The sequence below is a fragment of the Klebsiella sp. F11 genome (assembly GCF_056712265.1).
Window position 1 is genome coordinate 66,851 of record NZ_JBWYFE010000003.1, and the last position, 12,410, is coordinate 79,260.

Annotated in this window: 10 protein-coding genes and 3 pseudogenes; 12 read left to right on the forward strand and 1 reads right to left on the reverse strand. The window is 58.7% G+C overall.

Features of this window, described 5'->3' with window-relative positions:
• Positions 1–26: 26 nt before the first annotated feature.
• The 11 genes and pseudogenes from traI to repA all read left to right on the forward strand — a co-directional run.
• Positions 27–5,060, forward strand: a pseudogene (gene traI / locus AC1M2H_RS29620) (conjugative transfer relaxase/helicase TraI); the annotation flags it as partial.
• 81 nt (positions 5,061–5,141) lie between these two features.
• Positions 5,142–5,867, forward strand: a complete 726-nt coding sequence (gene traX, locus AC1M2H_RS29625) for a type-F conjugative transfer system pilin acetylase TraX (RefSeq protein ID WP_480152124.1) — start codon at positions 5,142–5,144, stop codon at positions 5,865–5,867.
• A 166-nt stretch (positions 5,868–6,033) separates the two neighbouring features.
• Positions 6,034–6,624, forward strand: coding sequence for a fertility inhibition protein FinO (locus AC1M2H_RS29630; protein WP_480152125.1), 591 nt, complete (start codon positions 6,034–6,036; stop codon positions 6,622–6,624).
• A gap of 114 nt (positions 6,625–6,738) precedes the next feature.
• Positions 6,739–7,287 (forward strand): annotated as a pseudogene (locus AC1M2H_RS29635) (DsbA family protein); the annotation flags it as partial.
• Between the two features lie 234 nt (positions 7,288–7,521).
• A complete protein-coding gene (gene istA / locus AC1M2H_RS29640; protein WP_480149779.1) occupies positions 7,522–9,057 on the forward strand; it encodes an IS21 family transposase in 1,536 nt (511 codons plus the stop codon).
• 24 nt (positions 9,058–9,081) lie between these two features.
• Positions 9,082–9,837 carry an IS21-like element helper ATPase IstB gene (gene istB, locus AC1M2H_RS29645; RefSeq protein WP_480149780.1) on the forward strand — a complete coding sequence of 252 codons (756 nt, stop codon included), beginning with the start codon at positions 9,082–9,084 and terminating at the stop codon, positions 9,835–9,837.
• Between the two features lie 40 nt (positions 9,838–9,877).
• The gene (locus AC1M2H_RS29650) at positions 9,878–10,177 is read left to right on the forward strand and encodes a hypothetical protein (protein WP_480152126.1); all 300 of its coding nucleotides are present in this window, start codon (positions 9,878–9,880) and stop codon (positions 10,175–10,177) included.
• A 40-nt stretch (positions 10,178–10,217) separates the two neighbouring features.
• Complete coding sequence (locus AC1M2H_RS29655) at positions 10,218–10,862, forward strand: hypothetical protein (RefSeq protein ID WP_480152127.1); 645 nt, start codon at positions 10,218–10,220, stop codon at positions 10,860–10,862.
• A gap of 55 nt (positions 10,863–10,917) precedes the next feature.
• Positions 10,918–11,070: a hypothetical protein gene (locus AC1M2H_RS29660; protein ID WP_480152128.1), complete on the forward strand. Its 153-nt coding sequence runs from the start codon at positions 10,918–10,920 to the stop codon at positions 11,068–11,070.
• 100 nt (positions 11,071–11,170) lie between these two features.
• The gene (locus AC1M2H_RS29665; protein WP_480152138.1) at positions 11,171–11,722 is read left to right on the forward strand and encodes a phospholipase D family nuclease; all 552 of its coding nucleotides are present in this window, start codon (positions 11,171–11,173) and stop codon (positions 11,720–11,722) included.
• Positions 11,723–11,863: 141 nt separating this feature from the next.
• Entirely contained in the window at positions 11,864–12,103 is a 240-nt protein-coding gene (gene repA, locus AC1M2H_RS29670; RefSeq protein WP_480152129.1) for a replication regulatory protein RepA, read from the forward strand.
• A 45-nt stretch (positions 12,104–12,148) separates the two neighbouring features.
• Here repA and AC1M2H_RS29675 read toward each other — a convergent pair.
• A pseudogene (locus AC1M2H_RS29675) lies at positions 12,149–12,261 on the reverse strand (replication protein RepA).
• Positions 12,262–12,346: 85 nt separating this feature from the next.
• Between AC1M2H_RS29675 and tap the strand changes: the two are divergent.
• Positions 12,347–12,410, forward strand: a 64-nt coding sequence (gene tap / locus AC1M2H_RS29680) for a RepA leader peptide Tap (RefSeq protein WP_480152139.1), incomplete at its 3' end; no start/stop codon positions are given.

The window sequence follows — 12,410 nt, forward strand, 5'->3', positions numbered from 1 at the left end:
CAATACGGCACTCGCTGAACGCTTACCACCGGCCCGGTTATGACCTGACCTTTTCGGCCCCCAAGAGTGTGTCAGTTATGGCGATGGCGGGGGGCGACAGGCGCCTCATCGATGCGCATAACCAGGCCGTGGCGGAGACCATCCGGCAGGTGGAAACGCTGGCTGCGACCCGCGTCATGACGGACGGTAAAAGCGAAACCGTGCTGACGGAGAATTTGATTGTGGCGAAATTTAATCACGACACGAACCGTAATCAGGAACCCCAGCTGCACACCCATGCTGTCGTTATCAATGCGACAAAAAACGGCGACAGATGGCAATCTCTGGGTACCGATACGGTCGGGAAAACAGGCTTTATCGAGAATGTGTACGCGAACCAGATAGCGTTCGGCAAAATCTACCGGGAATTGCTGAAGCCCCTGGTTGAGAAACTTGGCTATGAGACTGAGGTTGTAGGCAAACACGGCATGTGGGAGATGAAGAACGTCCCGGTCGAGCCGTTCTCCACCCGCAGTCAGGAAGTCCGGGAGGCGGCAGGGCCGGACGCGTCCCTGAAATCGCGTGATGCGGCCACACTGGATACCCGTAAAGCGAAAGAGAACCTCGATCCGGCGGAGAAAATGGTGGAGTGGATGAAGACGCTGAAAGAAACCGGATTCAGTATCCACGACTACCGCAAGGCTGCGGATGCCCGGGCTGTTGACATGACCGTGGCGCCGGTCCGGCCGGAGACCACACCCCGTCCGGACATCGCCGACGCGGTGACGAAGGCAATTGCCGGTCTCAGCGAGGGTAAGGTGCAGTTCACTTACGCTGACCTGCTGGCCCGCACGGTCAGCCAGCTGGAGGCGGTTCCCGGTGTGTTCGAACGGGCGAGAGCCGGTATCGATGGCGCGATTGAGCGTGAACAGATTATCCCGCTCGACCGGGAGAAGGGGCTCTTCACCTCCGCTGTCCACGTACTCGATGAGCTGTCGGTGAAGGCGCTGAGCCAGGAGATACAGCGGCAGAATCATGTCGCCGTTAACCCGGCCTCCCCGGCGGCGCAGCACACCGTGCTCAGTGACGCGGTCAGCGTCCTGGCACAGGACCGCCCGGCGATGGGGATTGTGTCCGGTCAGGGTGGCGCAGCGGGTCAGCGGGAGCGGGTGGCGGAGCTGGCCCTGATGGCGCGGGAGCAGGGGCGGGACGTGCATATTATTGCCGCCGATAACCGCTCACGTGACTTTCTTTCCGGGGATGCGCGTCTGGCCGGTGAGGTCATCACCGGGAAAGCGGCCCTGCATGACGGCACCGCCTTCATTCCGGGCGGGTCGCTTATCGTTGACCAGGCGGAGAAGCTGAGTCTGAAGGAGACCCTGTCCCTGCTGGACGGGGCCATGCGCCATAACGTCCAGGTTCTGCTCTCTGACAGCGGGAAGCGCAGCGGGACCGGCAGCGCCCTGACGGTGCTGAAGGACAGCGGGGTGAACACGTACCGCTGGCAGGGCGGGCATCAGGTGACGGCAGATATCATCAGCGTGCCGGACAGAGGAGAGCGTTACGCGCAGCTGGCGCAGGCTTTTGCCGCGAGCGTCCGTGACGGGCAGGAGAGCGTGGTGCAAATCAGCGGGGCGCGGGAGCAGGGGGCGCTGAACGGCATTGTCCGCGAAACGTTGAAATCTGAAGGGGTGCTGGGTCAGCAGGATATAACGGTGATGGCGCTGACGCCGGTCTGGCTGGACAGCCGGAGCCGGGGTGTGCGCGACCATTACCGTGAAGGGATGGTGATGGAGCGCCGGGACCCGGAGACCCGCAGGCATGACCGGTATGTGATTGACCGGGTGACTGCCAGCAGCAACATGCTGACCCTGAAAGGACGGGAGGGGGAACGCCTGGATATGAAAGTCTCCGCCGTCGACAGCCAGTGGTCGCTGCTGAAAGTGGAAACACTGCCGGTGGCGGAAGGTGAGCGTCTGACCGTGCTGGGGAAAATCCCCGACACGCGCCTCAAAGGCGGGGAGCAGGTCACGGTGCTGAAAGCCGGAGACGGGGAGCTGACGGTACAGCGACCGGGGCAGAAAACCACGCAGACCCTGTCTGTCGGCAGCAGTCCGTTCGACGGTATCAGGGTCGGGCACGGATGGGTGGAAAGTCCCGGCCGCTCGGTCAGCGGGACGGCAACCGTCTTTGCCTCCGTGACGCAACGGGAGCTGGATAACGCCACGCTGAATCAGCTGGCGCAGAGCGGGAGTCACATCCGGCTGTATTCCGCGCAGGATGCGGCTCGTACGACGGAAAAGCTGGCCCGGCATACCGCGTTCAGCGTGGTGTCAGAGCAGCTGAAGGCCCGTTCCGGAGAGACAGACCTCGATGCGGCCATCGCACAGCAGAAGGCCGGGCTGCATACCCCGGCAGAGCAGGCCATCCACCTTTCCGTTCCCCTGCTGGAAAGCAACGGGCTGACCTTCACGCGCCCGCAGCTGCTGGCCACCGCGCTGGAGACCAGTGGCGGTAAGGTCCCGATGACGGAGATAGACAGCACCATTCAGCGGCAGATTAAGGCAGGCAGCCTGCTGCGTGTGCCGGTGGCGCCGGGGCACGGTAACGACCTGCTGATTTCCCGTCAGACCTGGGATGCCGAGAAAAGCGTGCTAACCCGGGTACTGGAAGGAAAAGAGGCCGTCGCGCCGTTGATGGACAATGTGCCGGGCAGCATTGTGGCGGACCTGACGTCAGGGCAGCGTGCCGCCACCCGGATGATTCTGGAGACCCGGGACCGCTTCACCCTGGTGCAGGGCTATGCGGGGGTGGGGAAAACCACCCAGTTCCGGGCGGTCATGGAGGCCATCAGTCTGCTGCCGGAAGAGACCCGCCCGCGCGTTGTCGGTCTGGGGCCGACCCACCGTGCGGTGGGCGAAATGCAGAGCGCCGGCGTGGATGCGCAGACGACCGCATCATTCCTGCACGACACGCAGCGGCTGCAGCAAAGCGGGCAGACAGCGGATTTCAGCAACACCCTGTTTCTGCTCGACGAGAGCTCGATGGTGGGGCTGGCCGACACGGCAAAAGCCCTGTCGCTGATTGCTGCCGGCGGCGGCCGCGCGGTACTCAGCGGGGATACGGACCAGCTGCAGTCCATCGCGCCGGGTCAGCCGTTCCGGCTGATGCAACAGCGCAGCGCCGCCGATGTCGCCATCATGAAGGAGATTGTCCGTCAGGTGCCTGAACTGCGGCCGGCCGTCTACAGCCTGACTGACCGGGATGTGCACAGCGCGCTGGTCACCATTGACCAGGTGACGCCGGTTCAGGTGCCGCGAAAGGCGGATGCCTGGATGCCGGTACAGTCGGTGATGGAATTTACGCCGGTACAGGAGAAGGCGATTCAGGATGCGCTGGAGAAAGGCGAAAGCGTGCCGGCAGGTAAGCCCGTCACGCTGTATGACGCCCTGGTGAGGGACTACACCGGACGTACCCCGGAGGCACAGGCGCAGACGCTGATTATCACCCATCTGAATGCTGACCGCCGGGCGCTGAACAGCCTGATCCATGATGAGAGGGTGGCGAGCGGTGAGGCCGGCAAAGAAAACGTCACCCTGCCGGTGTTCGTGACGAGCAATATTCGTGACGGTGAGTTGCGAAAACTGTCCACCTGGGTGGCGCACAAGGGGGCGGTGGCCCTGGTGGACAATACCTACCACCGTATAGGAAGAGTGGATAAAGAAAACCAGCTTATCACCCTGACAGATGATGAAGGAAAGGAGCGGCTTCTCTCTCCCCGGGAGGCGTCCGCAGAGGGCGTCACGCTCTACCGTCGGGAGGACATCACCGTATCGGCAGGGGACCGGATGCGCTTCAGCAAGAGTGACCCGGAGCGGGGATATGTGGCCAACAGCGTGTGGGAGGTAAAATCCGTATCCGGTGACAGTGTCACGGTCTCAGATGGCAAAAACACCCGAACACTGAACCCGAAGGCCGACGAGGCGCAACGCCATATCGATCTGGCGTATGCCATTACCGCCCACGGAGCCCAGGGGGCCAGTGAACCGTTTGCCATCGCGCTGGAGGGGGTGGCGGAGGGACGAAAAGCGATGGCCAGCTTCGAATCCGCTTACGTGGCGCTCTCGCGGATGAAACAGCATGTTCAGGTCTACACCGACAGCCGGGAGGGCTGGATACAGGCCATAAAGGATTCGCCTGAGAAAGCGACGGCGCACGACATTCTCGAACCCCGCAATGACCGGGCCGTCAGCCTGGCGGAGCAGCTGTACGGGCGGGCGCAGCCGCTGGTTGAAAGCGCCGCCGGTCGCGCCGCCCTGCAGCAGTCCGGACTGGCAAAGGGGATATCGCCGGGAAAATTCATTTCGCCCGGTAAAAAGTATCCGCAGCCTCACGTGGCGCTGCCGGCGTTTGATAAGAACGGTAAAGAAGCCGGTATCTGGCTCAGTCCGCTGACGGACAGGGACGGTCGCCTGCAGATGATGGGGGGCGAAGGGCGCATCATGGGCAGTGATGATGCCCGTTTTGTGGCGTTGCAGGACAGCCGCAACGGTGAGAGCCTGCTGGCCCCGGACATGAAGGAGGGCGTCAGGGTGGCCCGAGATAATCCGGACAGCGGGGTGGTGGTGCGTCTGGCCGGCGATGACCGCCCCTGGAACCCCGGCGCCATCACCGGCGGTCGGGTGTGGGCAGACCCGGTGGCCGTTGCGCCGCTGCCACACGCTGGCGAGGACATACCGCTGCCGCCGGAGGTGCTGGCACAGCGGGCGGCAGAAGAGGCGCAGCGCCGGGACATGGAGAAGCAGACGGAACAGACTGCCCGTGAAGTGGCCGGGGAAGCGCGTAAAGCCGGACAGCCGGGAGAGCGGGAGAAAGAGGTTATCAGGGACGTCATTCGCGGTGAGGCGCGTGACCGGCCGGGTGAGGCGAAAACGGTGTTGCCGGACGACCCGCTCACCCGTCGCCAGGCGGCGGCGGTGCAGCAGGTGGCCACGGAGCATCTTCAGCGGGAGCGTCTGCTGCAGACGGAGCGGGATATGGTGCGCGACCTGAACCGTGAGAAAACCCTCGGGGGCGACTGACGCGCCTGCGGCTTGTCTGCCCCGGTATGCCCCCGGTTAACATCGGGGAGAATACCGGGGCGCTGATAAAAGGAAAGAAAAATGGCCATATATGAAACCCGCCTCAGCGCTGTCGACCGCTGGCTGCAGGGGCTGCTGACCTGGACGCCCGGGCAGACAGATATGATTAAAACGGTGGCACTGGTGCTGATGGTGACGGACCATGCCGGTTTATTACTGGCTGACAATAACGACATCATGCGACTGCTGGGACGGGGCTGTTTTCCGCTGTTCGGTCTGGTGTGGGGCATGAATCTGGCGCGGCACGGTGACATCCGGCAGTCGCAGCTGAACACGCTGTGGTGGTGGGCCGTGGTGGCGCAGGGGCCGTTTATGCTGCTGGGGTTTCCGTGGTACGAGGGCAATATCCTTTTTGCCTTCGCGGTGACCGGACAGGCCTTGCGGTGGTTCAGCCCTGAGACACGCAACGACAGACTGCGGGCCATTGCCCTGATGGTGGCCTGGCTGCCGCTGTCGGCGGGGAGCTACGGTATCGCCGGGGTGCTCATGCTGGCAGGCAGCTGGCGGCTCTGCCGGGCGGACAGTCCGCCGGAGCGGGTCGGGTATGCGGTACTGTGGGTGATGACGGTGCTGCTGCTTAATTCCGGCGATGCGGCGCAGTGCGCGGGCGGGCTGGTTATCGCGGCTCTGGTGCTGGCGGTGTGTTCCACCACGGGGAAAAATCTGACGCGCTTCTGGCCGCGCCATTTTTTTACCGCCTTCTATGCGGCACATCTGCTACTGCTGGGTGTGATGGCGTCCCCGTAAAAAAAATCCCGGACGGTGTGTCCGGGAAAGAAAAGCGAGTAAGGTGACACTCATGGTGTTTTATGTGAGCAACGGCCTCATCGTTGAGGAACCCGGGGAGGTGCAATGATGCCGTGCACTTATCGTATACTGCAAACCTGAGAAAAAAACAGTGACCTGACGCGCTATGACTGAAGAAAAACGCCCTGTACTGAGTCTGAAAAGAAAGCCGGCAGCGGACACCGTGGCGACCGGGACCCCTGACTCGCCCGCCGTGGTGCGGCGAAAAAAAGTGGTGGTGGTCACGACGCCGCCGGCCTGGAAGGTGAAAAAAGAAAAGCTGGCACACGCGAAGCAGGTGGCGGAAGCCGCAGCACATCAACCTGCGCCGGCGGTGGTGAAAGCGGTCAGGCCAGCGCCGGCGGTACGGTATCTCCGCCTGCTGCCGCCGGAGCAGGCGGTCATGACCCTGAACGCGTTCTGGCCGCAGCTGTTTGAGGGGCGCACCCCGCGACTGCTGGCCACGGGGGTGCGGGAGCAGATGTTTGCCGACATTGAACGTCGCAGCCTGCCGCTCTCACATAAGCAGGTCATTACGTGTCTGAAAAGCCTGACCCGGTCTGATGCGTACCTGTCAGGGATGCGGGCCGGCGCCTTCCGGTATGACCTGCAGGAAAATATTGTGGCGACCGTGACGCCGGAAGAAGAGGACTATGCCCGTAAACGGCTCGCGCGTCAGCATTGCCGGACGGCCCGGATTCAGAGCCTGACTGATTAATTCAGTTTCTGCCACAACTAAACCAGTTAACTGTAAACGCCCCTGCTGAAGAATTTAACGTCTTCAGCGGCCGGGCATTACTTCACCCACACTGATGTTTTTAAAGGAATAAAGATGAAGCGTAACATGTTTTTTCTTCTGCCCCTTATTTCAGCTGTCTTCCTTAATAACAGCTTTGCTCAGGAAACTGAACCTGAAAAGACTTTCTCCGTTATCCAGGAAAAAAGAATCGGAGAAATAGCGGCTGATTACCTGCGTGCTCATCCTGAAATACTGATTCAGATGAGCGGGAAACTTCAGCAGGAACAGGAGGAGAAACACACCCGGGGACTGACATCCGCTGCGCTGGCGCAGCAGGCGAAAATACTGGGTGATAACACCATCCCGTCCTGGGGGCCTGCAGACGGGGATGTGATGGTCGTTGAGTTCTTCGACTACCAGTGTATCTGGTGCAGCCGGTTTGCTCCCGAACTGGAGAAGGTCATAAAGAACAACAAGAAGGTGCGCTACTTCTTTATGGAATGGCCGGTGTTCGGCAGTCGCTGGCCGGAATCTCTGCTGGCCGCGAAAACCGGCCTGCAGGTCTGGAAAGAAAAGGGCGGGGATGCTTACCTCAAATATCACAATGGTATTTATGGCTCCGGGCTGAATGAAGGGAAATTAATGCAAAATGGCATCTGAATCGATCAATGTTTGGCATTCGAATCGATCATGATTTGGCATGCATCTCCGATCGTGGTTTGGCATCACAATCGATCACGATTTGGCACGCATCCGATCACTGATTGGCATCCTGTCGAGCACTCCGGGAATTAACTCTTTCCATTACAGTCTTCATTGCTGTTTTTTAATCCAATGGAGACATCGATGTCCAAAAAGAGAAAAGCCAGGAGTTCCATGGAAACCTGTTTTAAGATCCTTCAGCTCAAGTTCGACCAGAAGCTGACCAACCGCTGTATCGGGCTGACAATGAAAATCAGCTCCTCGACGGTTTTTGAAGTCCTCGCCCGCTTTAAAGCCACCTCTCTGTCATGGCCCCTCCCCGCAGGGATGTCCCACGACGCCCTTGAAAAACTCATCTTCCCGGCTAAAGGCACATCCGCATCAGAACTGGTGATGCCTGACCTGCTTCACTTCGATACCGAGATGAGAAAGCCTGGCGTGACACGGCAACTGCTGTGGATGGAATACAAGGCTCAGGCGGGGGAACTGGCGATGGGGTACTCCCACTTCTGCCGCTGCTACCGGGAGTGGAAAAAAACACGCCGTCTCTCCATGCGCCAGGAGCACCGGGCCGGGGAAAAGCTCTTTATCGACTTCTGTGGTCCGACGGTCCCCGTTATCAATCCGGATACCGGAGAAATACGCCGGGTGGCCATCTTCGTGGCCGTGATGGGGGCATCCAGCTACACCTATGTCGAGGCGTGTGAAGGTCAGGACATGATGTCCTGGCTGAACGCCAACAGCCGCTGCCTGACCTTCCTGGGCGGCGTGCCGAAGCTGCTTATCCCCGATAACCTCAAAAGCGCGGTGAAAAAGGCCGATCGCTATGAGCCTGTCATCAACGACAGCTATCAGGCGCTGGCGGAGCACTACGGCACCGTTATTATCCCGACCCGCCCCTATAAGCCGAAAGACAAACCGAAAGCAGAAAACGGCGTCCTCATTGTCGAAAGATGGCTGCTTGCCCGCATCCGCAATGAAACCTTCTATACGCTCAGGGCGCTGAATACCCGCCTGCGGGAGCTGCTGACGGATATGAATAACCGGCCAATGAAAGGGTACGGCAACCAGACCCGTGCAGAGCGCTTCCGCATGCTGGATGCACCGGCACTCTCACCGCTGCCTCTGGTGACGTATGAATACAGAGAATACAAGGCGGTGAAGGTCGGTCCTGACTACCACGTTGAATATGCCCGCCACTGGTACTCGGTCCCGCACGAACTGGTTGGTCAGCGTCTGTCGCTGAAGGCGGGTCAGTCGGTGGTTCAGGTCTGGCACAAGGGGCAGTGCGTGGCGCAGCATCCGCGCAGCTCGCATGAGTATAAGCACTCCACCAATCCGCTTCACATGCCGGCTCAGCACCGGGGGCACGGTACCTGGACACCGGAACGTCTGCTCGAGATGGGGTGCAGCATCGGCCCGTTCACCGGCAGAGTGGTTGACGCCATGCTGAAAGCAAAGGCCCATCCGGAGCAGGCCTACCGCGCAGTCCTTGGCCTGACTGCGCTGCAGAAAAAATATGGCAAAGAGCGGCTGGAAAAAGCCAGTTGCGTCGCCTGGCACTATAACGCGCCGGACAGACGGTTCATCGACAACCTGCTGCGTCACCACCGGGAGAACCAGGAGCTGCCGTTATCCCGTCATAGCGAGCAACACTCAGCAACGTCACCTGAGCATGAAAACCTGCGCGGCCCGGGCTACTACCATTAACTGCCAACCAAAGGAACCTGTTGTATGAGCGATAACCTGTTGAATAAACTGACCCAACTGAAGCTTCCGGCGATGGCCGGTAGTCTGATACGCCAGCGAGAAACGCCCCAGACCTACGACGAGCTGTCGTTCGAGGAACGGCTGACCCTGCTGGCCGATGATGAGTTGCTGAACAGAGAAAACGGTCGTGTTGCGCGGCTGAGAAAAAGCGCCAACCTGAAGTACCAGGCAGCCCCGGAGGGGCTGCATTACCCGGTCTCACGGGGGTTGCGGGCCGAACAGATGCGGGAGCTGCTGAACGGCCACTACATCACCCACAAGAAAAGCCTGTTGATCACCGGTCCGACGGGGTGCGGAAAAAGCTGGATAGCCAATGCGCTGGGTGAGCAGGCATGCCGACAGAAACACAGCGTGCAGTACTGGCGTACGGGGCGGCTGCTGGAGATGCTGGCGCAGGGTCGTGTTGACGGCAGCTGGCTGAAGCATCTTAAACAGTTGCAGAAAACGCAGGTGCTGATACTGGACGATCTGGGTCTGGAGCCGCTGACCAACGCGCAATGTAACGACCTGCTGGAGATAATCGAAGACCGCTACGGACAAAGCAGCACCATCGTGGTAAGCCAGTTCCCGGTAGACAAGTGGCACGGTCTGATGGAGAACCCGACAACGGCCGATGCGATCCTGGACAGGCTGGTGCATAACGCGCACAGGCTGATACTCCAGGGTGAGTCAATGAGGAAAAATAAACCGGCAGTGGAAAGCGACGAAAAAACAGGTTAAAAAGCAGCAGGAAAAGTTAAGTTCCCGGTTGATCGAATAGATGCGAATCGCTGATCGAACTTCGATGCCAATCCGTGATCGAATAGAGCGGAATACGCAATTAACAAAGGATGTTATCGAAAAATACTCAGGGAATACTAAATTCAGACAGAATACGATTGATGAAATCAACACCACACTGACAGATATCAACGATATTGCCACCGCCATCGGATTAACGGGCACACCGGGTATTATTGTTATGCCAGTGAAAGGTGCGACGACTGAAAATGTCACTGTGTTTTCCGGAATGACCGAAGCAGAAAGTATTCAGTCTGCAATAAATAAATCACGTCATTAATCTGCCTTCGCGTTCCATTCTTTTTTAAAGGGCTGAGTGTATGTTTAAATATTTCATGCTGCGCACGGAACAACAATCATTCTGTTATTTATACGGGGGCATGCTGGGGCTATTTTTGACACTCTTTTACCCGGATTGTCCTGGATGGGCTGCTCTCCTCCTGGTGATGCTGTCGGTTGCGCTGTTCTGGGGCGGGCTGGCGTTGTATATCCGTCATATCGATCGGTTGAGAGGTCTGGAGGTCTCACCGCTGGCCCGTATTCGCGACGGTGTCCAGGTGGTGGCCACACTCCCACGTCATGAGAAAGCGAGGCTGGAGTGGGAAGTCCTGCAGGATGACGAGGTGTATCGCCGGCAGAGGCATGACCTTATTGGCCTGGCGTGCCGGCTTGTCTCCCGGGGATGTCTTTATGCGCCAGCATCTATACTGACGGGCGCCGGCATTCTTGCGTGGGGATTTCCGCAGGACGGTATCCGTCTGGTAACCACTCTGCGAACGATGCCCGCCGCAGAGCTTGTGCAACTGACCGGCATCGTCCTTCGCTTCGTGCTGTTGATTTCCGCCATATCGGTCCTGATTGCTGACATTGTGGCCGGTCAGGGGTTGCCGAACAGATACCGGCGCGCGTTGCTGGACCGGTTGCCGGCGGATGCCTGGTGCATCAGAAGAGGGACTGAGCGATGAGCGGGCAGCGGTATGGATTTAACGACAGAGAATACTGAACACAAGGAAAAAGAATATGATTATCGCCACTGACGTTAACCGCGATGAACAGGGATTACGGACGCATCCTGCGCTGGCGCGCAGCGGCTGTGAAACCCCGACAGAATTCAGCGACGATACCGGCGACGGGCCAGTCTGCTACTGGTTCTGTCAGACCACAAAAATCTGACGCCTCAGCATGGCGTCGTTGTCCAGCCCCGGGAACGGAAAAAAGCCAGTTTCCCCCGCCCCCGGCGTTTTTTAAAAACAGTGAAGGAAACACGGTGAAAATAAATCGAACGCTCTGCAGATGGTGTCTGCCTGCAGTGGTCACCCTGAGCCTGTGCGCCCCCGTACCGACCATTTATGCCGTGACCATCGAGACCGGCTTTTCCCCGGAAGGAACGGCCCTGCAGCTGGTTCTGAAGACCATTGATTCAGCGCAGCAGGAAATTCGCCTGACGGGATATTCTTTCACGTCGCCGGAGGTGGTTCGCTCGCTTATTCAGGCAAAACGGCGGGGTGTCGATGTGAAAGTCGTGCTCGACCGGAAGGCAAACGCAGAGGAGAAAAATAAAGTCAGCCGTGCGGCAATGAATCTGCTGGTGAATGCCGGTATCCCGGTGCGGACAAACGCCCGGTACGCCATCCTGCATGACAAGGTGATAATTGTGGACGGGCGGACGGTGGAGACCGGAAGCATGAATTTCACCCGCGCCGGGGCGATCCGGAACTCTGAAAACGTACTGGTTATCCGGGATATGCCGGCGCTGGCACAGCAGTATCTGGCCCACTGGCAGTCGCGGTGGGATAGCGGCACCGCTTGGTCACCCGGGTACTGAGGCCATTACCGCCTTTCACCTCTTCAGGGTGCGCCGTGCGCCAACACGGCTCACACTTTGAGTCAAAGTTAAGTCGCTGATTTCCGGAATCTGTAGTATTCTCTGCGAAATGATCCTTGTCCTGACCATGAGGAGGCAGAGATGTCGCAGATCGAAAATGCAGGAACTTCCTCATCGAAAGAAAGGCGAGTGTACCGCAAAGGCCATGCGCTTAGCGCTTCAGAACGGCAACAAAATTTTATTGCCAGAAAGCGTGAAACGCACAAAGAAATTAAGATCCTTGTGCCTAATGAGCTCAAGAAAAAATTTCAGGACATGTGTGCTGAGAGCGGTCTGAGTCAGGCTGAATTGTTTAGTCGTTTAATTGACAAAGCTGGATAATCTAATGTTATGGGCTGACATTCTTGCTTGTGTCGGAATCTAGTGCTAGATTGCTGATGGTTTAAAGAATTCTAATGGCGGGCCACGCCGTAAGGTGGCAGGGAACTGGTTCTGATGAGGTGTCTACCCGGGACCAGAAAAGCAAAAACCCCGATAATCTTTCAATTCTTGGCGGAGTAGAAGATTAACGGGGCCTTTCAAAACTGCATAGAAGCTGTTGCTCTATGCGGGGAGTATAGTTTCATGCTCAGAAAACCGCAATACCTTCTGTGCACACTCCTTCCGTGCAACATAAGCGCGGGACGGT